The sequence below is a fragment of the Exiguobacterium sp. S22-S28 genome (assembly GCF_043359615.1).
Taxonomy (GTDB): domain Bacteria; phylum Bacillota; class Bacilli; order Exiguobacteriales; family Exiguobacteriaceae; genus Exiguobacterium_A.
In genome coordinates this window covers 566,525-589,886 of record NZ_JBHFFC010000026.1, presented here as the reverse complement: position 1 = coordinate 589,886, position 23,362 = coordinate 566,525, and the positions used below count along the sequence as shown (strand labels likewise).

Annotated in this window: 19 protein-coding genes; 17 read left to right on the top strand and 2 right to left on the bottom strand. The window is 44.6% G+C overall.

All coding sequences use genetic code 11. From position 1 onward, the window contains the following. The first annotated feature begins 19 nt into the window (after positions 1-19). From ACHA8N_RS09585 to ACHA8N_RS09550, 8 genes are all read left to right on the top strand, one after another. The gene (locus ACHA8N_RS09585; protein WP_393965525.1) at positions 20-907 is read left to right on the top strand and encodes an SDR family oxidoreductase; all 888 of its coding nucleotides are present in this window, start codon (positions 20-22) and stop codon (positions 905-907) included. Between the two features lie 124 nt (positions 908-1,031). After that, positions 1,032-2,576 carry a fatty acid--CoA ligase family protein gene (locus tag ACHA8N_RS09580; protein ID WP_393965564.1) on the top strand — a complete coding sequence of 515 codons (1,545 nt, stop codon included), beginning with the start codon at positions 1,032-1,034 and terminating at the stop codon, positions 2,574-2,576. A gap of 75 nt (positions 2,577-2,651) precedes the next feature. After that, positions 2,652-3,086 carry a methylglyoxal synthase gene (locus tag ACHA8N_RS09575; protein WP_147511966.1) on the top strand — a complete coding sequence of 145 codons (435 nt, stop codon included), beginning with the start codon at positions 2,652-2,654 and terminating at the stop codon, positions 3,084-3,086. 97 nt (positions 3,087-3,183) lie between these two features. Further along, the gene (locus tag ACHA8N_RS09570) at positions 3,184-3,339 is read left to right on the top strand and encodes a hypothetical protein (protein ID WP_167498376.1); all 156 of its coding nucleotides are present in this window, start codon (positions 3,184-3,186) and stop codon (positions 3,337-3,339) included. 126 nt (positions 3,340-3,465) lie between these two features. Further along, positions 3,466-4,131 (top strand): response regulator transcription factor, encoded by a 666-nt coding sequence (locus ACHA8N_RS09565; protein ID WP_147511965.1) that lies wholly within the window; start codon positions 3,466-3,468, stop codon positions 4,129-4,131. Beyond that, positions 4,128-5,501, top strand: coding sequence for a HAMP domain-containing sensor histidine kinase (locus ACHA8N_RS09560; RefSeq protein WP_393965524.1), 1,374 nt, complete (start codon positions 4,128-4,130; stop codon positions 5,499-5,501). The genes ACHA8N_RS09565 and ACHA8N_RS09560 overlap by 4 nt, the downstream gene beginning before the upstream one ends. A 119-nt stretch (positions 5,502-5,620) precedes the next feature. Then, positions 5,621-6,106 carry a competence protein ComK gene (locus ACHA8N_RS09555; protein WP_147511963.1) on the top strand — a complete coding sequence of 162 codons (486 nt, stop codon included), beginning with the start codon at positions 5,621-5,623 and terminating at the stop codon, positions 6,104-6,106. A gap of 104 nt (positions 6,107-6,210) precedes the next feature. Then, positions 6,211-6,621: a hypothetical protein gene (locus tag ACHA8N_RS09550; RefSeq protein WP_147511962.1), complete on the top strand. Its 411-nt coding sequence runs from the start codon at positions 6,211-6,213 to the stop codon at positions 6,619-6,621. A gap of 92 nt (positions 6,622-6,713) precedes the next feature. Here the strand turns inward: ACHA8N_RS09550 and ACHA8N_RS09545 are convergent, their stop codons facing one another. Both ACHA8N_RS09545 and ACHA8N_RS09540 read right to left on the bottom strand, forming a co-directional pair. Next, positions 6,714-7,055, bottom strand: coding sequence for a hypothetical protein (locus ACHA8N_RS09545; RefSeq protein ID WP_147511961.1), 342 nt, complete (start codon positions 7,053-7,055; stop codon positions 6,714-6,716). 59 nt (positions 7,056-7,114) lie between these two features. Continuing rightward, the gene (locus tag ACHA8N_RS09540; RefSeq protein ID WP_393965523.1) at positions 7,115-7,495 is read right to left on the bottom strand and encodes a truncated hemoglobin; all 381 of its coding nucleotides are present in this window, start codon (positions 7,493-7,495) and stop codon (positions 7,115-7,117) included. 281 nt (positions 7,496-7,776) lie between these two features. Between ACHA8N_RS09540 and addB the strand changes: the two genes are divergently transcribed. The 9 genes from addB (at position 7,777) to ACHA8N_RS09495 (ending at position 23,282) form a co-directional block, all read left to right on the top strand. Next, on the top strand, positions 7,777-11,208 hold the full coding sequence (gene addB / locus ACHA8N_RS09535; protein ID WP_393965522.1) for a helicase-exonuclease AddAB subunit AddB: 3,432 nt from the start codon (positions 7,777-7,779) through the stop codon (positions 11,206-11,208). Continuing rightward, positions 11,205-14,753, top strand: a complete 3,549-nt coding sequence (gene addA, locus ACHA8N_RS09530; RefSeq protein WP_393965521.1) for a helicase-exonuclease AddAB subunit AddA — start codon at positions 11,205-11,207, stop codon at positions 14,751-14,753. The genes addB and addA overlap by 4 nt, the downstream gene beginning before the upstream one ends. Before the next feature lie 148 nt (positions 14,754-14,901). Beyond that, positions 14,902-15,279, top strand: a complete 378-nt coding sequence (locus tag ACHA8N_RS09525; protein WP_147511957.1) for a response regulator transcription factor — start codon at positions 14,902-14,904, stop codon at positions 15,277-15,279. Next, positions 15,260-17,824 carry an ATP-binding protein gene (locus ACHA8N_RS09520; RefSeq protein ID WP_147511956.1) on the top strand — a complete coding sequence of 855 codons (2,565 nt, stop codon included), beginning with the start codon at positions 15,260-15,262 and terminating at the stop codon, positions 17,822-17,824. Before ACHA8N_RS09525 ends, ACHA8N_RS09520 begins: the two co-directional genes overlap by 20 nt. Positions 17,825-17,890: 66 nt before the next feature. Next, on the top strand, positions 17,891-18,271 hold the full coding sequence (locus tag ACHA8N_RS09515; protein ID WP_147511955.1) for a DUF1516 family protein: 381 nt from the start codon (positions 17,891-17,893) through the stop codon (positions 18,269-18,271). A 153-nt stretch (positions 18,272-18,424) separates the two neighbouring features. Continuing rightward, positions 18,425-19,423, top strand: a complete 999-nt coding sequence (locus ACHA8N_RS09510; protein ID WP_393965520.1) for a class I SAM-dependent methyltransferase — start codon at positions 18,425-18,427, stop codon at positions 19,421-19,423. 106 nt (positions 19,424-19,529) lie between these two features. Beyond that, positions 19,530-21,020: a phytoene desaturase family protein gene (locus tag ACHA8N_RS09505; protein ID WP_393965519.1), complete on the top strand. Its 1,491-nt coding sequence runs from the start codon at positions 19,530-19,532 to the stop codon at positions 21,018-21,020. Further along, on the top strand, positions 21,017-22,489 hold the full coding sequence (locus ACHA8N_RS09500; RefSeq protein WP_147511952.1) for a phytoene desaturase family protein: 1,473 nt from the start codon (positions 21,017-21,019) through the stop codon (positions 22,487-22,489). The genes ACHA8N_RS09505 and ACHA8N_RS09500 overlap by 4 nt, the downstream gene beginning before the upstream one ends. Next, on the top strand, positions 22,455-23,282 hold the full coding sequence (locus tag ACHA8N_RS09495) for a phytoene/squalene synthase family protein (RefSeq protein WP_147511951.1): 828 nt from the start codon (positions 22,455-22,457) through the stop codon (positions 23,280-23,282). Before ACHA8N_RS09500 ends, ACHA8N_RS09495 begins: the two co-directional genes overlap by 35 nt. Positions 23,283-23,362: the final 80 nt, after the last annotated feature.

Sequence of the window (23,362 nt, the reverse complement as noted above, 5' to 3'; positions counted from 1 at the left end):
CATAGGGGGAGCTTTTTTCATGGGCTACAATAAAGATAACTTTTTAAAGGGTACATTAAACGACTTCATCAATTTTGAAAAAGTTTCCGAAGGTTTACCGAAAACAGAAGACCAACAGCCGTTACCGTATTATGAGCGGGACGATTATCGTGCTGCCGGAAAATTAAAAGGAAAAGTCGCAATCGTGACAGGCGGGAATTCAGGAATCGGACGGGCCATCTCGATTGCTTATACATTAGAAGGTGCTAAAATCGTCATCGCGTTTTACGGAGATCAAGAAGGCGCAGAAGAAACAAAAGCCCGTCTCGAAGAATTGGGTGGAGAAGTATTACTTTCGCAAGGAGACATCGGTGACGGTGCTTACTGTGAAGAGCTTGTCAAGAAAACAATCGACCGGTTCGGACGTCTCGATATCGTCGTCAACAATGCGAGCATGCAAAAACCGGAAGAATCGTTGCTCGACATCACGGACGAATCGATGGAAAAAACGTTCAAGACGAACATCTTCGGGATGATGCGTTTGGCACGGGCAGCTCTGCCACATTTGACACTCGGATCAGCCATCATCAACACGACGTCTTCAACGGCATATGAAGGAAACTCTTTACTGATTGATTATTCGTCGACAAAAGGGGCAATCGTCAGCTTCACACGCAGTCTGTCGATGAATCTCGCCAAACAAGGGATTCGTGTCAATGCTGTCGCACCGGGACCGATTTGGACACCGTTGATTACGGACACGTTCCCGGATGAGTCTGTGAAGACGTTCGGTAAGAATACACCAATGGACCGTCCCGGACAGCCGGCAGAAATGGCTTCCGCTTATGTGTTCTTGGCGTGTAACGACTCCAGTTATATGACAGGCCAAGTTCTCCATCTAAACGGTGGCGTCATCGTCAACGGCTAAAAAGAAAGAACGTGAAAACGTTTCCATAAAATGCTACACTATCCATACAGGCGGACACGTCATGTATGGATTTTTTTACGCTAAAAATGAACCGCTATTCATTTGGAGGGGGAAACAAGTTATGATGGGATTGATTCATTCGGTGGAAGAAACGGCACGGCAACGTCCGGACAGCATCGCGTATGTATTTGAAGATGTGCCGGTCAGCTATCGTGAATTCGTTGAAAAATTTCACCGGGCCGCAGGTGCGCTTGAGTCGCACGGGATACGTAAAGGGGATCATGTTGCCTTAATACTCGGAAATAGTCCGGCATTTTTAATCGGTTATTACGCTGTCATGAAACAAGGAGCAGTTGCAATACCAATCAATCCAACGTATACACCGGATGAACTCGGCTATATCTTGATGAACGGGGATGTCAAGGGAATCTTAGGGATTGCACCACTTGTCGAGGCGGCCAAAGAGCGTTTGGTGCAGTTGCCACATCTTGCGGTTGTCGTATCCGTTCCATTTAACGGACAGAACGGTCCGGAAGAGCAACGGGGAAATGTGCGTTTTACGACACTCGAAAGTTGGCTTGAAATCGAACATCCGATTCAGGAAGTGACGTATGAACTGGATGAAACCGCAGTTATTTTGTACACGAGTGGAACGACCGGAAAACCAAAAGGTGCGATGTTGTCACATCGTAATCTGACATCGAATGCGCGCTCCATCGGGGAATATTTGCATGTCTCGGAAAAAGATCGGACGCTCGCTGTCCTACCGATGTTCCACGTCTTTTGTTTGACAGTTGTCGTTAATGCGTCGCTTGCACATGGAGCAACAATTGTCATCGCCTCCCGTTTTTCACCACAGGAGACCTTTGAACTGGCGAAAAAAGAACGCGTGACGATTTTTGCCGGTGTACCGACGATGTACAACTTCTTGTTACAAACAGTGAAAGCACATCCGACATACGCCGACCATTTTGCGACGACACGGTTATTTGTTTCCGGTGGCGCAAGTTTACCGGTTCCGTTACTGCAAGCGTTTGACCAGACGTTTAATTGTCATATTCTTGAAGGATATGGATTATCAGAAGCGTCGCCGGTGACGTGTTTTAATCCACTGAACGGGATCCAAAAACCGGGATCGATTGGTCCGTCAATCATCGATGTCGAAAATAAGGTCGTCGATGAATTGGGTCAGGACGTACCGGTTGGTCAGGTCGGCGAATTGATCGTGCGTGGACCAAACGTCATGACAGGATATTATAAAATGCCGGAAGAAACACAAGCGACGTTAAAAGAAGGGTGGTTGTATACAGGGGATTTAGCAAGACGTGATGAAGACGGATATTTCTATATCGTGGACCGGAAAAAAGACATGATCATCGTCGGCGGATACAATGTTTACCCGCGTGAAGTCGAAGAGGTGCTGTACCAACATCCTGCTGTCGTCGAAGCAGCCGTCATCGGTGTACCAGACGAAGAAATGGGAGAAGCGGTGAAGGCATTTGTAGTCATGCGTGAACCGTTGACTGAAACAGAAGTCCTCGACTTCTGTGCCATTTCACTTGCAAAGTATAAATGTCCGACTTGCATTGAATTTATCGATCAATTGCCGCGGAATACGACCGGTAAAATTTTACGGACGGTTTTGAAAAAACAACCGACCAATTCATGATTCACATAGAGAACCAAGAACTTCAGGTTTCTGAAGTTCTTTTTGTGTGCATATACATAGGGAGGAGGGAGTAACATGAATATTGCTTTAATTGCACATGATGAAAAAAAGGACGAGATGATGATGTTTACGCGAGCATATGAAACGTACTTCAGTAAAAATAGATTGTATGCCACAGGGACGACAGGACAACGAATCATGGAGGCGACGGCGTTGACGGTTCACCGTTGTAAGTCAGGACCGCTTGGGGGAGATCAGGAAATCGGTGCGATGGTCGCACGAGGGGAAATTGACATCGTGATTTTTTTGCGCGATCCGCTGACCGCTCAGCCCCACGAACCGGATGTATCCGCCCTAATCCGACTGTGTGACGTCTACGATTTGCCTCTTGCGACGAATGTCGGGACGGCTGAGATCTTAATTAACGGATTGGAACAGGGAGAATTCCAATGGCGGGAAATTATTCGTAAGCGACATGAAGTGGAACAACAAAAATTTTTAACCGATTAATTATCTGAGAATGCTTCTCATTTTCTATCAGCCGTGATATAGTCATCTTGAGGATGATACTGATTATCAATTGCGATAGAAAAGGGTGGCGAAAACAATGGAGATTATTTTAATGGCTGGTGTAACCGTTTTACTAGGCGGCGGTGCCACGTTCCTGACACACGTAGTGAAAACGGAACGTCGTCATGTATCGGCAAATACAAAAACACATGCAGAACGCGCGACATATCCGTCGTTGCGCCTTGTAAAATAATTAGTTGGACTGTACGCCGCTCTTTTCTTCAGAAAAGAGCGTTTTTTTTATACATTTTTAAATTCTCCCATAATTCTGCGGAAATCCTTTGTTACACTGAAAAAAAGAACTTAAGCAGGAGTGATGATGATGCATACGATTTATTTAGTTGACGATGAAGTGAACTTGAACCGCGTCTTGGTCAAGTATTTGGAACAGGAAGGCTGGCAAGTTAAATCGTTTACATCCGGAGAAGCGGCAGCAGCTGCGATCGTCGATAAACCTGATTTATGGATCCTCGATATCATGTTGCCGGACTTGGATGGTTTTCAATTGATCAAACGGATCAAAGCTCATGATGAGACGACACCTGTCATCTTCATCTCAGCCCGGGATGAAGATATTGATAAGATCATCGGTCTTGAGATGGGATCAGACGATTACATCGCTAAACCGTTTTTACCGCGCGAACTAGTCATTCGTGTAAAGAAAATTTTGGCTCGTGCTTATGCAGCACCCAAAACCGGTCTCATCCGGTACGGAGATTACACGATTTATCCGGAAAAACGAATTATTGAAGAAAACGGTCAAGAGATTGATTTGACCTCAAAAGAGTATGACTTACTAATTTTGTTTGCGACACAAATCGGAACACCGATGTCACGGGAACAAATTTTAGTAAGTGTATGGGGCGACGATTATTTTGGGTCAGACCGTGTTGTCGATGACTTGGTACGGCGTGTACGGAAAAAGCTATCAAAGCTTGAACTCGAAACGATTTACGGGATCGGATACCGTCTGGTGGCTGCATGAAAAATCGGAGTCTGGGTTTTCAAATCTGGGCGATGTTCCTGCTTGTCATTGCGACGCTTTCGGTAGTCATATTAGTCGTCATGCGTTCATCGATCGGCAACTTCATCGACGAGCAGGTCTATGCGACGCTTGAAAACAGCGAAGTCTTTTTTTCGGAAGATGCTTCTGTCATCGAGATGTTACAAGATAATCCGATTGAATTTGACCGACGGAAGCAGGAATCACGTTCTGTTAATGTGTTGTTGTTATCCAAAAATGGAAAACTGTATTACGGCGGTGCTCCACAACAATTGGTGAATCAAATGTATCGGGATGCCATTGCGCAAGAAGATGAGATGGAAAAATATACGACACGTCTCGACAAGGAAGATGTCTACTACAGCATCTTAAAGATGGAAATCAAGGGGGAGACGTATTACCGCGTGTCCTACGTTTGGGATGCATATCGGCAAGAACTGATCACCCAGTTGTTTTCGAAGATTGGATGGGTGGTTGCCGTCGTGAGTGTTCTGACACTGTTCATCGCGTTTTGGTTGGCGAGACGACTGACGCATCCCTTGATTGAAATTGAACAGGCAGTCGGTAAAATTGCAGCACAAAAATGGGATACGCCGCTTCCGCTTGATCGTGGAGACGAAATCGGACGCTTGGCGCGATCCGTTGATGCGATGCGAATGGACTTGGAAAAACAGGATAAAGCGCAAAAGTCTTTACTGCAAAATATCTCTCATGATTTGAAAACACCGATCATGGTCATTCGCAGTTATGCCCAGTCAATTTCGGACGGTATTTACCCGGATGGAGATTTGACGGGTTCCGTCTCCGTCATTGAAGAAGAGGCGGAACGATTGGAGAAAAAAGTAGCCGCCTTATTATATGTAACGAAACTGGATTATTTTGAACTTGATCGTTCAAAATGGGATCATGTAGATTTGGATCGAATGATTCATTTGCTCCAAAAACGGTTTATCGGAACAAAAATCTTAACCTGGAAAATTTCCGGGGAGGCGGGAATCGTCCTCGGAGACGGTGAACAATTGCGTGTTGCCCTTGAAAATGTGTTGGACAATGCTATTCGTTATACCGAAACGACGATTGAAATCCATCTTTCCGGAACAGAAGAAACCGCAACGGTTGAAATCAGGAATGATGGTCCGCCGCTTGAGTCTGCATCCCCTTTGTTCCATCAATTTTCACGTGGAAAAGAAGGGAAGTTTGGTCTCGGTTTATATATCGTCAAACGGATCGTTGAAAGACACGAAGGGGAAGTGACGATTGAGAATCAAACAGCGGGAAATGAAAAAGATAAAGTTTGTGTGAAATTCAATTTTCCGCGCCATATAAAGGCAGAATTGTCTGAAAAAAAATAAGATCTTTAAAAACGGGATAGAGATATCTCGTTTTTTATTTCGGGAAATAATCGACGGAAGCAAACGAAGCGAATTTAAATTTGGTATAAACAAATTAATATAAGAGAGGAGCAATCAAGATGACACATAAAATCACGGAAAAAACGTTAGCTTTAGTACCTAAGTATGGACCATACGGTGAACCGCAAACCTTACTTATTCAAGAACAATCGGAAGTAGTGTTAGAAGGTCATCCCATTAAGTTGATTGAAGAATCCTGTTTATATTTCGGTTCCTCTATGCGGGGACGGATTGAGGCAGCCCGTCATATTTTAGGACCGAATCGAAAAACACCGGTTTTGATTGATTGGAAAGCCCAAACGATTTTTTTCCCGACCACTGCTAAGGAAAAAGCAGAATGTGTCTGGATTAATTTTAAGCAGATGAAAACTGTTCAAAAAAAGGGGGATACGGTTCAAGTCGAATTTCAGACAGGACAACGGATTTCGACCGATGCTTCCGCTTACAGCATTGAGCGACAACGGATCAAAACACTGGAATTAGCGTATGAAATGCAACGGAGATTTCAGGAAGAACGGCCAATGACGTTTAATAAAGTACAATAAGTGGAACATTGTAACAGGAATCTTCATTAAAAATCACGAATACAAAAGTAGCGTATGAGAGAGAGAATTAAAGGGAGGTGAAGCGGTCAAAAGACCGCTGCACAATGAATGAATCATATGAATGGTTAAACAGAAGAAAATTACAACCCGGATTTGGCGTAAATGGTGGTCGTCGTTTTATTAGCTCACGGATTGTTCGTCCGGAAAATACTCCGGGTAAACGTGTCAAGGGTGTCAAACGCGCCCGTCAGCTGATTGTAGATGATGCCGGGAACCGTCGTTGGGTGACGAAGCGAATCGTCGTAACGGATGCGGCAAAACACATGACCATCAACCGTCGCGCATCAGTTGCACAAAAAGAAGTGACAGAATCCCGCTTAGAGCAAGTCAAGAAAACAATTACTTCGAAAAAGGTTCTGCTTCCTGTACTTGCGGCAACTGGATTAGCTGTTGCCGGTGGTGTGTTGGCTTACGTCATCCGACGGAAAAAACGAAATTCAACGGAACCAAAATAAGCGTGAACTGCCAGACTGGTGCATAAAAAAGCCGTGCCTTCCCCATGAATCATGAGGAAAACACGGCTTTTCTGTTAGAATTGGGAAAAATCTTATAAGAATCGTTTTCGAATCGATGTCGCAAGCGCCTTCTCAGAAATTTCTTCCAATTCCTGTTGGTTGGTAGGATCAAAACTGTCGTTGTAAAAACGACCAACAAATTCTACCCGATCATAATCCAACTCTTTGAAAATCAAATGTTTATGATCATCGTAGAATACGACGCGGTAATAATCAGATCCACGTTCAAGCGTAACGAGTGCCCGAATGTGTTCCAGACGTTTTTGCTCGTCGGATTTTTCTTCTTCGACTGCCTCGTCCGTTGCATTTGCAGCTTCCGCTTGCTCAAGCACATTTTTCACCAATTCGCTTTTATTATCTTGTTCTTCAGTCATAGTTATCGCCTCCATTCCTTATTTTACATTGAATCGTACGGATGAGAAAGAAAAATCCCTTATTCACTTTGATGGGCTTCACAAATTCGAAGGACATTCGCTGCCCCGATTTGCAGTCGTTCAGTCAGGCGATCACGAGCATCCGGATCCGGAACGGTCTCTTTGATCGTCAATGTCATCAGCTCAATCCAACGTAGGGCATGCGTATGTTGAATCGGTAATAGACGATGGATCATTGCAAGATTCAGGCGTGGATCGTAGGAGTCGTATTGTTTTGGACCACCTGTGAGCTGGGTTAAAAACTTAATTTGAGCGTGTTCGACATGGGTACGATCGGGCGGGAACAAAGGACGAAGTACATCGTCCTCATAAACACGATCATAAAAGCACTGGACGAGCCGTTCAACGGTGGCGTGACCACCCAATTCTTCGTAAAGCATTCGTGTTCCTCTTTTCGTGAAAGGATCTGATGAAGATAACAATTATCTCAGTCTTTACCCGCTTTTTGCAACGGCATACAGGTGAATTTGAAAATGATTTAAACTAGACAGAGCAATGAAAAAATATATCTCTTAAAAGCGGACATTCGTTCGTATTTGTGAGATGATATTACATAGAAGCAGCAAATAAACGAACCGTTTCCAGCTAATAGACAAGGGAGGTGAGGGTGAGTTTTTCCCAAAGGCATATTGTCGGGGAAAAGACTTAACCCGGGAGCAGTATGAATTATATGCACTTAGGTCGTGCCGGTACAGGTAAGACGACTACATTCATCGAACGTATCGTGGAGATGCTCAGTAAACAACCGTTAGGACCATCAATGTATCTACTTGTACCGGATCAAATGTCATTTGAGATGGAACGGCGTCTCGCGACGGATCCGCGGTTATCCGGTCTTGTCCGAATGGAAGTCATGAGTTTACGACGTTTTGCATTCCATATTTTACGGGATCATGGAAATCAAGCGATCCCTTTTTTAGATGAGACCGGAACCCAGTTGTTACTGCGTCAAGTTGTAGAAGAGGCAGAAGAAGAACTAAAGATCTTTAAGCGGACCAAAAACATGCCGGGATTCTATAAAGGATTAGACGAGCTGATTGCATCGTTCAAACGTTCGTTGGTCGAGCCGGATATGTTGCGTAAAATCAGTAGTGCCTCACCCGAGCGATCGCCTAAAATCAATGATTTGGCGCTGATTTATGAACGTTTTACTGAACGGATTGCGGACAAGGCGCTTCATGCCGACGATTATTTTACGACATTGATTGATTTACTGCCGAAAGCCAGTCTGCAAGAAGTCACGGTATTCGTTGATGGTTTTTATGAATTTTCCTTACAAGAACAGCAGGTTCTGCTTCGATTGATGGAGCTGACACAAGAGATGCATCTCAGTTTTACACTTGATGTTGGAGACATCTACGCCAAACAGTCTGATTTTGGCGTATCACAACGCTGCTACATGCAATTGATCGAGCAGATGACAGAACGGCGGATTGACCACGAAGAAATTCATTATACGGATGCTTATAAATTTCAAACGGCGGGGTTACGGCATCTTGAACAGGCCTTGTTGTCACCGGGATACCCGGCAACGGATGAAGAAGTGGAAGGTGTCACAATTTCAGCAGCGGTCAATCGTCAAGTCGAGACGGAAGCTGCTGTTCGAAAAACCATTGAGTTAGTACGTGGACAAGGATACCGTTTTAACGAGATTGCGTTTCTTGTACGCCATCTTGAACCGTACGCTGATCATTTGGAACGGGCTTTTCGTTTGTATGATGTTCCTTATTTTCTCGATCAACGGGAGTCCATGGTACATCATCCGATTGTCGAATTGGTACATGCCGTCCTTGATATCGTATTGACCGGTTACCGTGAAGAATCTGTGTTCCGACTACTGAAAACGGAATTAATTCCACTTCCAGCAGCGGATTCTCGTTTAGCGCTTGATCGTTTAGAAACGTTTGTCCTCGAGCGGGGCATTAAAGGTTCCATGTGGAAAAAACCTTGGCAATTAAAACGCCGGCTGGCGGATGAAGTCAGTTTGACGGATGCAGAATTGCAGGAGGAACGTGAGTTAAACGAGTGGCGTCAATTTGTACTAGATGCTATTGAACCGCTTGAGAAACGATTCAAGTCTTCAAAAACGATGAGTGAGTATACACGGTCTCTTTACCGCTTTTTAGAGGAGCATCGCTTGACCGACCGTTTGACGGTTTGGAAACAACAAGCACTGGAGGTCAACGAGCTCAGTCAGGTGCGGGAACATGATCAAGTATATGAAGCGGTCCTGCATCTGTTTGAACAATTGGAAGCAGCGGCACCCGAGACGGTGTTGACGACGGAACTGTTTATTCAAATGGTTGAGACCGGACTGGAAAGCCTCCGTTTTTCCCTTGTGCCTCCTTCGCTTGATCAGGTCATTGCAACGGACTATGTCCGGGGACGTCTGCAGCAAGTAAAAGTCGTTTTCCTGCTTGGTGCGAACGACGGTCTGATTCCGCTTGTCGAGGATCAGTCCAAATTATTATCAGAAGGCGATCATGATTTTTTACATGATCAAGGAATTCCCGTCGGTAAAGCGTCATTAGATGTGTTTGATGATGAACTGTATTATCTGTATCAAGGAGTGACCGCTCCAAGTGATGCCCTTCACATTAGTTATGCACTTGTGGATGAGGACGGCAAAGCGCTTCAGCCGGCATCGGTCGTCAAACAAATCAAACGTCAACTGTTGCAAGATCGTCCTGTTAAAACTTCTTTTGCCGAAGCGGGTGATCATGCACCAAATGATCAGCTGCAGTTCGTGACGAGTCCGGAACGTGCCGCCGCCGCGACAGCAATCGAACTGAGACGCTTACAGCGTCGTTATCCGATTCAACAATCTTGGTTCGACGTCTATAACCTCTTGCTTGAGAACGGTCGTGGGCGGGAACGGATGGCATTATTTTCACATGCATTGTTTTATCAAAATCAGGCAGAAGCATTGCCTGATGATTTGGCACGCACATTGTACGGGGATACGATCAAAGCCAGTGTTTCACGGTTTGAAACGTACAATGCCTGCTCTTATAAACATTTCGCACGGTATGGTTTACGATTAAAGGAACGAAAGCTCTATAAATTCGAGGCGCCTGATATCGGAAATCTCTTCCATGGGGCACTGAATGATGTATCGGTGAACATCAAGGATTCGGGGAAACGATGGCGGGATTTGGATGATCAGTACTGCAGTGATCTTGCGAAACAGGCGGTCGAAAAAGTGACACCGGAGATTCAAAATGCCATTTTGATGAGTTCGAATCGTTTTGGATATATTAAGAAAAAATTGACCGATGTAGTTGAGCAAACTGCAAAAATGCTCGTCAAACAAGCAGAACGGTCTGATTTTGAACCGGACTTGTTTGAAATCAGTTTTGGTAATGCGATGTTCCCGCCACTTCGGTTTACGTTACCGGACGGGACTGAAATTGAATTCACGGGGCGAATCGATCGGGTCGATCAGGCAACGATCGGCGACCAGTTATACGTCCGGATCGTCGATTATAAATCGAGTGCGAAGGAACTGGATTTCGCTGAAATCTACTACGGATTAGCCATTCAAATGTTGCTGTATTTAAAAACTGTCGTTGAACAATCAGAAGTCCTGTTCAATCAGCAGGCGAAACCGGCCGGAGCTTTGTATTTCCATGTGAAAAATCCAATGTTACGGGGCGATTTATCTGCGGACGACATCGAACGGAATCGTCTTCTCCTTGAATCGTATCAAATGCAAGGAGTAATCGTAGAAAATGATGAGGTGTTACGGGCAATGGATCAGATTGCCTACGATGAACGAAAAAAATCACCACTCGTCAAAGTAACGTTTACGAAGACGGGTCTTCATAAATCCCATACAAAAGGCGTTGTGAAGGAAGAACAGTTAAACGCTTTGATGGATTACGCCTGGGATGAATTGAAGACGAGTAGTCAATCGATGTATGAAGGTGATATCGCCATTGATCCGTTTGATTATCATGAACGAACACCGTGCACGTTTTGTGAGTACCGTTCTGTCTGTCAATTTGATCAGTCGCTTGGAAATGACTATCGGAAACTCGATTCCTTGTCGGAAAAAGAAGTATTAGAACGATTGAAGGAGGAGACAGAATGAGTGTGACATGGACAGGGGAACAACAACAGGCCATCGAGGCGAGAGGCGGGCACATTTTAGTGTCTGCCGCCGCCGGGTCAGGTAAAACAGCTGTTTTGGTCGAACGATTGACACAACGTGTCATCAATCAAGAAGATCCACTGACAGCAGACCGGATTCTCGTTGCCACGTTCACGAACGCGGCAGCAAAAGAGATGAAGACACGTGTCATTGAAGCCATCGAGGAAAAAATCAAGCAGACGCCGGACGACATCTATCTGAAAAAGCAACGGCAGATGATGAATCGTGCCCAAATCACAACCATCCATTCATTTTGTCTGTCCATTTTACGTGAAAACTATTACCGGATTGGTCTTGATCCGGCATTCCGGATTGCGGAAGAGGCAGAACTGTTACTGTTGCAGGATGATGTGTTAGAGGAAGTGTTTGAGCAGTTTTATGCCGAAGCAGATCCGGCATTTTATGAACTGATTGACAGTTATACATCGGATCGAGACGATCAAGCGATGTTGAATTTGATTTCGAATCTTTACCGGTTTTCCCGTTCTTTGCCGAAGCCAGAAGCCTTTTACGAGGATTTGATCAGTCAGTATGATCCACCGATTGATCCAGATGAGTCAGATCTGCTGACACGGTTATTCGAACTGGAATGGCAACGTGTTCGTCCTGTCATTCACCGGTATTTAGAGTTGGCCTATCGTCTCCGACAATCTGGATATGAAGAAATGGCAGATATGTTGTCACAAGAAATCACGCCCATTCAATCGATCGATCCGAAAAAGGATCGCTGGACGACGGTTGCTTTGGCTTTTCAAGCTGTTGAATTCGGACGATGGAAAGGGATCCGTGGAGACGAAGAAATGAAAATTTTTCAGACAGAGCGGACCCGTCTAGTCAGCGAGTTAAAAAAGATGCGTGATGTATTTATTGAAAAAGATGGTGTCGATTACCTTGAGGATTTGCGTTCTCAACTGGGACATGTCCAAATGATTGTCGCGCTCGTCCGAAGTTTTTCAAAAGCATATTTGGAAGCCAAACAGCAACGGGGAATCGTTGACTTCTCTGACCTTGAACATTTTGCCTTGGCCGTGCTGGAAGAAGACGGGGAGGCGACGGACGTTGCTCGTCTCCTTCAAGAACGTTTCATCGAAGTATTAGTGGATGAATATCAGGATACGAACGAAGTACAGGAGCGAATTTTACAACTCGTTTCGAAATCGGATGAAGCGACGGGGAATTTATTTATGGTCGGTGATGTCAAACAATCGATTTATAAGTTTCGTCATGCGGAACCGGGGTTGTTTCTTGATAAATTTAAACGGTTCCAGCAAACGGAAATCGGAACACGCATTGATTTGACAAAAAATTTCCGGAGTCGGTTGGAGGTGCTGGACGGGACGAATCATATCTTCCGTCAAGTCATGGATGAAGCAGTCGGTGAAATCGATTATGATGAAGCCGCATATTTGCGACTGGGTAATCTCGGATATGTCGAATCAGACCAAGTAGCACCGGAATTGCTGTTAGTAAATCAAACAGAGACCAATAAAGAAGAGCTGGAGGCACAAGTCATTGCGACACGCATTCTTGAAATGGTGAACGATGACCATCCGTATTTAGTCTTCGATGCCAAGCAAAATCGATTTCGGAAATGTGAATACCGTGACATTGTTGTACTTGTCCGGTCAAGAGGAAAACGAGTACAGGCACTCGTTGATGTCTTTGAACAATATGAACTACCGGTTTACGCAGACACGACAGGCGGTTACTTCCAAGCAACTGAAATTCAGATCATGATGTCGTTGCTCAAGACGATTGATAATCCGTTGCAAGATATTCCATTTGCAAGTGTTTTGCGATCACCGATTTTTGGACTGACCGATCAGGATTTAGGACGTATTCGTGCGAAGTCGAAGGACACTTCTTTTTATGAAGCAGCGGTAGTAGTAGCAAAAGAACAGACACCGCTTGGAATGCGAATCGATGAAGCATTGCAAAAATTGCAAGCTTGGCGGACAGAAGCTCGCGGTAAATCGCTTTCGAGTCTCATTCGCTCTTTATTTGACCAGACGGGATACTTTGAATATGTCGGTTGTTTAAATGGTGGACGAAGTCGTCAGGCGAACTTAAATGCGCTTTACGAACGAGCTCACCAATATGAGACTTCCGGATATCGGGGGTTATACCGATTCTTACGTTTGATTCAGCGTTTGGTCGAGCGGGGAGAAGACTTTTCAGAAGCCCGATCGCTTGGTGAGGATGAAGATGTTGTTCGAATCATGACGATCCATCAGTCAAAGGGACTCGAGTTTCCGGTGACGATTGTCAGTCAATTGGGGAAACAATTTAATAAGCAGGATCAAATTCAAGCTATCCAATTGCATAAAACATACGGTATTGCCTTGGATGCAATTGATCCGGTCAAGCGTCTGCGTTCCGGCACACTCCTAAAAGAAGTCATTCGACGGGAAATGGACCGTGAGATGAAAGCGGAAGAAATGCGTGTTCTCTATGTAGCGATGACACGTGCAAAAGAAAAATTGATTCTGGTGGGGGTCATTAAAGAATTGGAAGATCAACTGGCCAAATGGCGCGATCAACCGCTTGATGAATTACTTTTACCTGAAATGGACCGAAGAAACGCTAAAACGTATGCCGACTGGGTGTCTCCTGCCGTTCTTCGTCATCACTTGTCCGGTGAACAGCATGACTGGTCTCTGCGTGTCATGTCGCTTGAAGACATCGCACCTTATCAAGAACTGACGAAGATGATTGATCAGCTCGAACATGTCCGTGTCCTCGAAAAAATTAATTTTGAAGGTGACGATTCGTTAAAAGAGAAAATTCAAGCAGCCTTTACGTATCAGTATCCACGTCAGATGGCGACAGATACAGCAGCAAAACAGACTGTAACGGAACTGAAGCGGACGGAACAACTGGAGCGGGCGGCATTTGAATCGACCCACCGGCAAGCAACATATTTCCGGACACCTCAATTTTTAGGACCGACATTAACCGGAGCAGAACGCGGAACGGTTCTTCACTTGGCAATGCAATTGTATGAACCGGGACGTTCAGTGGACGATCAGATTCTTGAATGGGAACAAGCGGAACGGATATCCGCTGTGGAAGCCCGGACGATGCAGGACGCATTACCGGAATTAACGATGTTTTTCTCTTCCGAGATTGGACAGTTACTGGAGAAACGATTAAAAACGGGGGATGTATACCGGGAGTTGCCTTTCACGTACAAAATTGATGCATCGCGATTCCGGACGGATTGGCATGGTCCGGACGATCAAGCTGTCATGCAGGGGATCGTGGACTGTTTGATTCGCGATGAAGAGACATATATTTTATTGGATTATAAATCCGATCAAGTATTTGAAGCATCTGCCGGACAAGCGCAAGCAAATATTCTGCGTGAACGTTATGCGACACAACTGAATTTGTACCAAGAAGCGTTGGAAGCTATTTTAAAAATTAAGATTAGTAAAAAATTGATTTATGCTTTTGCTCTTCATGAAGTGATTGAAATTTATTAACCCAAAGACGTCTAACAAATCAATTCTGTCACATCTGAAAGGACAGACTGAGTTTGTTAGGCGTTTTTCATTTCTAAATGTGACGGAACTGTGTAAAATAAGAAGGTATGCACACAAAACAGCTGAATACCATTAGGAGGTTTTATAGATGGCACGTATTTTATTGGCGGAAGACGAAGATGTGTTACGCATGTTGGTTCTCGATACATTGGAAGACGAAGGGTACACGATTGATGAAGCGACAGATGGTGACGAAGCTTATCAAAAAATCATGAGTCAATCATATGATCTCGTTTTACTTGATTATATGATGCCAGGGATGACAGGCATTGAGGTGATTGAAAAGGTGCGACGTCATCCGGACAAACAAAATTTAAAAATCATGATGTTGACGGCTAAAAGCCAACAGTCTGACCGAGAACGAGCAGAAGAAATCGGTGCCAATTATTTCTTCTCTAAACCATTTAGTCCACTAGAATTAATTGATGTCGTAGGAGGGATTCTGAGTGATCATCCAGTGGATTAATCGAAAAATTGGACGCCAGTTGATGGCTTCTTTTTATATCGTATTAACGACACTGATGATTTCTTCACTGATTGTCTACAACTATACCGATACAAAGTTGCAGGAAACGCGGTTAAAACTTGAAGATATTCGGGAACGAAGCGCACGTGCAGGTGCGCTTTGGGAAGAATGGCAGGATCTGCAATTCAATATGCGGGGATATGCACTCATCGGGGATCAGAACATGTATCAAAAAATGATCGATCAGCGGGCAACGATTGATGAACAAACACGTTGGTTCGAAAAAAATGCGATTTACGATCAAGGAAAAGATTACGCCCGTTCTTCCCGCGAATTATATGGTTATTATTTCAAAGCGATTTTGCCGTTGATTCAGTCTTACGTTGAGGCAAAAGAGTCGGGCGCAGTGGAAGAGTCTTTTTTGAAAGGTAAAACGCTGACATCACTCCCGCTCGGAAAAGAATTACTCGCAAACGGTCAAATCAAGCTGGATGCGTCAGGAAATATCGATGTGTTATCAGAAATCAATAAAAGCGAACTTGCACTCGGCGGATACCGTGACTTTCTGGAAGACTGGTCGGAAAAGACCAGCCGTCAGTTGGCAAGAGAAATTCAGACGACTCAATTCATTTGGCTGTCAAACATCATCGTATTGATCGGGGTGTTGATTTTCTTTATCTATCCGTTTATTCGAAAAATTACGATAGAGTTGCTGTCGCTTGTAAAAAACAGCCAACGTCTCGCAAGCGGAGAAGACATTTCACATGTTGACGTGCCGGACAGAAAAGATGAGATTGGTATTTTGGCATTATCCTTTAACCAAATGGCCAGCGCGATTTCAGATAACAAACAACATTTGTTGGCAAAAAATGAAGAATTACAGGCCCAGCAAGAGGAATTACAAGCGCAACAGGAAGAACTGCAGGCCCAACAACAGGAGTTGGAAGAAGCACTCGAACTGACGATGCGAAATGAACAGCATCTTCAGTATCGCAATGATCTGACAGAGACGTTAGCGGCTCGAGAAGCCTTGACAGCTTATCCGGAAATCATTGAAAAACTGATTACCATCACGGATTCTGAAATCGGGGCACTTGTTTTTGTGGATGACAGTGCCGCTTATTCTATTGTGACGCACGGGATGACAGAAGAGTTGTCCGAACAGTTACTAGGAAGCGATTTTTCATTACTAAAACGGGCGGAGTCCTTGAAAAAAGCTGTTCACTCTTCAAAACAAGTCGCAAGTGATCATCCATTGCCTTATCCGTATTATATGTATGAGACGGCAGTGCCGATTCTTGATCCGGCATCGGGAGAAGCCATTGCATTTATCTATTTGGTCCGTTACCGGGATCAGTTTACGAATGAACAGATGCGCGATATCATGTCATTTTCGCGTCAACTGTCGCTTTCCTTGCTCCGGATGCGGTTATTTGATGAAATGAACCGTGAAAAAACGAAAACGGAGCGGATTTTGGATTCGATTCGGGAAGCCGTTATCTATATCGAACCTGGAAAAGACGAAGTGTTCGTCAATCGTCCGTTGTATGATTTGTTTCCGGAGTTGCAGCATGGAACGAAGAAAACGGAAACGCTTCAAGGATGTCTGGATCTCATTCATGCTGTTGTCGACGAACCCGAAGTATTTTCACGATATATGGAAGGAATTCTACGTGGCGAAGTTCCAAAAGACAGTCTCCAGTTTTCGATTCATGGACAAGTCGTATTCATCCAGTTTTATGTAGAGACGATTGAAGTCGAAGGAATTCGTAAAGGGACGATGCTGGTCTTGCGTGATGTGACGAAAGAAACGGAGATGGATCGCCTTAAGTCAGAATTGGTCTCAACAGTGTCACATGAGCTGCGGACGCCGCTGTCATCTATTTACGGATTTACGGAACTGATGTTGAATCGTAATATTGATTTATCGAAACAGGATAAATACTTACAAACCATTCACTCCGAAACAGAGCGGTTGACGAATCTCGTCAATGACTTTTTGGATGTCCAGCGAATGGAAGCAAGAACACAATCTTATCAAAAAAAATTACTTGATTTGCGTCCGCTTCTTGAAGAGACGACACAATTTTATGCAGCATCAACAGCGAAGCACCTCATTACGTTCCATTCACAGATCGAGACATGTCCACTGATTGAAGCAGACGAAGAAAAAATGAAACAATTGATGAATAATTTATTGAACAATGCAGTGAAGTATTCTCCGCTTGGAGGAAACATCGAAGTGGTCTTGCAGGCGGATCAGCATTATGTTCATGTTATGATCCGTGACGAAGGGATTGGAATACCGAAAACAGCGTTAGCCAAATTGTTTGATAAGTTTTACCGTGTTGATAATTCTGACAGCCGAAAAATTGGCGGGACAGGTCTCGGTCTTGCGATTTGTAAAGAAATCGTTCACGGACATAATGGTGAAATTACTGTTGAGTCCATTGAAAAACAAGGGAGTACGTTTACGGTATCACTACCGCAAACAGTTACAGAATACATGGTTGTTTCTGATACGGTTGATATGTCAGGAAAATAATACTATGTCTTGTGTGAAAAATCAGCTACGATAAGTAAGGAACGATTAAACAAAGGAGGAACTAAAATGCCAATTACTGCATTTGTACACACACACGTCTTATTATGGGTTTTATTATTGGTCACATTTTTTGTTGCATTTTCCATGTATAAAAACGGAAAAAGTGCTGCGAAAGGTGTCCATATGGCGTTCCGTTTGTTGTTACTTTTAACGTTTGCCACTGGTCTTTATCTATACATCACAATCATGGGACTGTCTGAAAATCCAGACGGTTTATACCATGCAAAAATTACTGCCGGTCTTCTCGTCTTGATTTTTGGTGAACTGACACTGGTTCGTCTGAAAAAAGGGAAATCGTATTCCGGATTCCTGCTTGGTTTTGCGGTGCTCGCTATAGTCACGATTTTCCTCGGTTACTCATTACCATACGGAATGCAATTCTTCTAAGCGACTTTAAGTTTAGAGTGAAGAGAAAAGAGGCATTTGATTGACTGAAATACACGTTTCATCCTTTTGTGATGAAACGTGTATTTTTTTGTGGTTACAATCTGTTGTTATTTGGGAAAAGGGATATATTACGCAATCGAGAGGGGAACGCTTGTGGCACAATTGAAAGAATGGACAAAAGTTTTCCGGGCAAGAAAGTGGATGAAACGAGCAGAACCAATTTTACCGTTATGGCATGGGTACATCGGCTATAAATACGGTTTGTTTGACGTACTTGGAGCAGGGGCCACGCAAGCGGAAGCGCAAATCCGCTTGAAACAGCCGTTGACGACAGAAGCCTTATCACGCTGGTTTGAAGTCGGATTGGCTGTCGGTCACTTGAAAAAGAAAGATCTGCGTTATACGGCGACACGTCATGTTTTACCTGAGTTGTCGAAATCGGATGACCGGAGTATTGGCTTTATGTTGTCAGAATTAATGGAACTCCATTTACCCGCGCTGTTTTCTTATCCGAAGTTCTTGGAAGAGGGGCAGCAAAAAACATTTGATGGGGAAGAGCATGGGGACATCGTTGCGGAAACCTCTGCTTTGGTAGAGACCGTTGCCTTTCCTGCAGTCCGGCATATCATTCGCAGTCGAAACGTAACTTCCTTACTCGATATCGGCTGTGCCTACGGGGGTTACTTACGTAAGATTCATGAAGCCTTGCCGGAACTTCGTTTGGCTGGTATTGACATCGAAGAGTCTGTCATCGCAGAAGCGAAACGCCGGGATACAACCGGAGAAATCGACTTTGCGGTTGGAGATATTAAAACATTTGACGTCAAAGAAACATATGACGGTGTCATGATGAATAATATTTTATACTACTTCCCGAAAGAAGAACGCCTTCGTCTGTTGGAAGGAGTCCGGCGTTTTGTCAAGGATGACGGAACGGTCATCCTTGTCACACCATTACGGGACAGTGAATACGGTGCACCGTTCTCGGCTGCATTTAATGCCTTCATGACCTTACATGAAAATTTATATCCGTTACCAGGTAAAGAGGAATTAACGGAACAACTGCACGCTGCTGGTTTTGAAAATGTCTCGATTTCGCCATTTTTAAAAGAAGGAGCTTGGTATATTGTGACAGCTAACGCCACTTCCTAAAGGAAGCTTGGCGTTTTTACAGTTTTAGGGCAGTTCAAATTTGTGGGGATTAGTATGTGATTAGTATAATAGTTAAAACGAGTAGAGATAAAAAGGAGAGATTCGTGTGAAGCAGCGTGTAGCCGTTATTGGAGCAGGACCTGGAGGGCTCGCTTGTGCGATGTTGCTTGCGGGCAGAGGAGTAGACGTGACCGTTTATGAAAAACAATCCATTGTTGGGGGACGAACGTCACGCGTTCAAGTGGGAGACTATCAATTTGATCGAGGTCCTACGTTTTTGAATATGCCGCATATCTTAGAGAATCTTTTTACGAGCATCGGATTGAATATGCATGATTATTTGGATTTAAAGGCGCTTGATCCGATGTATACGTTGTATTTCAACGGTGGAAAAGAGCACTTTACGATGACGACAGACCGCGATCGGATGAAACAGACGATTGAAGAACATTTTCCGGGAAATGGAGAAGGGTACGATCGTTTCATGGCGGAACAAGCCTTGAAGCTGGCTAAACTCATGCCGATTTTACAGACGAAACACGATAAGTTGACGGATTACCTGTCACCCCGTGTCATCACAGCTCTTCCACGACTGTCGTTGGGTCGTTCCTTGTATGATGTTTTGTCAGATTATTTTACGAGTGAAGAGTTAAAATATGCATTCACCTTTCAAGCGAAATATTTAGGTATGTCGGCGTGGGAATGCCCGGGTGGTTTCTCGATTTTATCGTATATGGAGCATGCGTACGGTGTTCATCATCCAATCGGAGGAATGAATCAGATTCCAGAAGCGATGAAGCGGGCAATTGAAGAATTGGGTGGAACAGTTCAGCTCAATACCGGCATCAGTCAACTGATTTTAGACGGAAAGTCCGCGACAGGAGTTATCTTGGAGTCGGGAGAACACGTAATGTATGACGATGTCGTCGTCGGTGCCGACTTTGCTCATGCGATGAATCATCTTGTTCCGGAAGGTGTCTTAAAAAAATGGTCACGACCAAAAATTGACCGGAAAAAGTTCTCTTGTTCAACATTCATGCTGTACTTAGGCGTCGATAAAACGTTTGATGCACCGCATCATACGATTTATTTTGCTGATGATTATGAGAAAAACGTGCGTGAGATGACACAGACGCTCGAATTATCCGATGACTTTTCATTCTACGTTCAAAATCCATCTGTAATTGATGCGACACTTGCACCGGAAGGCAAATCAGCCTTGTATGTGCTGGTACCGGTCCCAAATAATTACTCGGAACTTGATTGGGCGATTGAAGGACCCAAATTACGTCGCCGTGTGTTGGATGCTCTCGAACACCGCTCACCTTATAAAGGTGTCGAAGCTGCGATCGAAGTGGAAGAAATGTTCACACCGGATGACTGGGAAGCGATGGGTGTACACCAAGGGGCAACCTTTAACCTGGGCCATCAATTGACACAGATGATGTATTTCAGACCACATAACCGTTTTGAAGAATTAGATCATGTTTATTTAGTAGGCGGGGGAACGCATCCCGGAAGCGGACTGCCGACGATTTTTGAATCGGCCCGGATTACAGCCGACTTATTGACAAGTGAAGTAGGTGCTTTGAAATGAAGATCGGATTCGTTGGAGCAGGCGTCGGTACGTTACATGCCGCGTTATTATTAACAAAACGTTATCCGGAAGTTGAAATCACGATTTTTGAGAAGGAAGCACGAGCTGGCGGCAGACTGACATCCGTTGATTTTCAGTCCGGTGGCCGGATTGATCAAGGTCCGACGATTGTGTTAATGCCAGGGAAACTACAGGAACAATTAAAAGAGGCGGGTCTCGACGGGGTTGAACTGGAGCGGATTGATCCGTTGTATGACCTTCATTTCGACGACGGGACAGTCGTCACGAAACAAGCCGATGTCGTCGCTCAAGCGGTAGCGATTGAGCGCCAGTTTGGTGAAGGTCGCGGTTTTCAAGAATTTATGAATCAAAAAGCAAAGGATTATGACGTCAGCGTATCGAAATTTTTAGAGCGGAGTTATTTCCGCAAAACGGAATTGTTGCAACCGAGTATGTTAGCGCCACTTGTGAAAATGCATGCACTTGAGACGGCGCACGATCATTTGAAGCGTTATTTCAAAAGTAAGTATTTACGGATGGCTTACAGTTTTCCGACGTTTTACATCGGCGGAAATCCGTATACGACTCCTTCAATTTATGGCTTGATTCCTTACCGGGAACAGGAAGAAGGTGTCTGGTACGTCAAAGGCGGTTACTTCTCCTTGGCGGAGCGGATGTACGAGGAACTTGTTCGACGGGGTGTGCGGTTCGAGTTTAACCAACCGGTCGAACGTGTAATGATTAGAGAAGGCCAAGCTAAAGGAGTGCTTGTCAACGGACAGGAACATCTGTATGACAGCGTTGTGTTGAATGGTGAGTTCCCGCTGATGGAATATTTGGTGGAAGGCAAGCAACCTAAACAATATGTCCCATCCGGCGGTACACTGTTATTGTACTTTAAGATAAAGGGAAAAGTGGATCTACCGGTGCATCGTTTCCTAATGCCAAGTGATCTTCAACCTTTGATGACATCCATCTTTAAAAAAGATGAGTTACCGGAGCATCCGGCGGTGTATCTGTTTAATCCGAGCAAGGTGGATGATACATTAACGGAAGCGGATGATAGTGTCGTTTACGCCCTAGTTCCATCACCACGCGGTTTTGACCGGGACCGGTACGAGGCGCATGGATTCATCGACCGGATTTTGGCCAAAATCGAGCAGCATGTGCCCGGGTTCGAACAGCAGGTCATGGAAATGCAGGTTCGAACACCTCAAGATGCAAAAGAATTTGGATTGTATGAGGGCGGAAGTTTTGGAATCGCACCGACGATTCGCCAATCTGCTGCCTTGAAGACACAAGCAAAACCATACGCTGATATTGAACGATTATATGCAGTCGGCGCATCTGTCCATCCATGTGGAGGCGTTCCGATCGTCATGATGGGAGCGACATTACTTGTCAATCGAATGGAACAAGAGATGAGGTGGAAAAGTGGATACAGTGACGAACGCGTACGTAGTATGTGAACAGACGATTCAAAGCGGATCTAAAACGTTTTATAAGGCCTTTTCCTTATTGCCGAAGCAAGACCGGATGGCGGTGTATGCCATTTACACATTTTGTCGGTTCCTCGACGATACGGTAGATGAATCCGCCACGCCAAAAGAAAGTTTAGCGGAATTTTTAGAAGAGTTTCGTTTGTTCCGATCCGGTCAGTCCATCGAAAAACCATTATGGATTGCCCTCTCAGACGTCTTTTCTAGATATGAAATGGATGAGACACCTTTCTTAGAGCTGGCAGAAGGTATGCGGTGGGACATTGAGAAAAATCGTTATCAGTCTCTAGAGGAAACGGAAAAGTACAGCTATTATGTAGCGAGTACGGTCGGTTTGATGTTACTGCCAATCCTTGCCCCAAACCAACCCGATTTACGTGAATCCGCGGTTCAACTCGGCATTGCCATGCAACTGACGAACATTCTGCGCGATGTTGGGGAAGATGCGAAACGTGGACGTGTCTATTTGCCGAAAGACTGGATGGATCAATATGGTGTCACGACCGAATCGTTGCTTGCAGGAAGACCGTCCGGTAATTTTGAAGGGTTGTGGGAGGCTTTGGCATTAAGAGCCGAATACCTCTACGATGCAGCAACGCCTTCGTTTGACCGTTATCCGAAAGAAAGCCGTCGGGCGCTGAAAGTTGCCGCGTTACTATATCGTGGCATCTTGGATGCAGCACGTGATAATCAGTACGATGTCTTTACGAAACGCGCTTACGTCAGCCGGTGGCAAAAGATGAAGTTACTTGCTACCATCTAAAACGAAAAAAATGTCATAAAAAAAAGACCTCGGCGGGGACCAAGGTCTTTTTTTTATGACGTTTAGACCGGGGAGTCTAA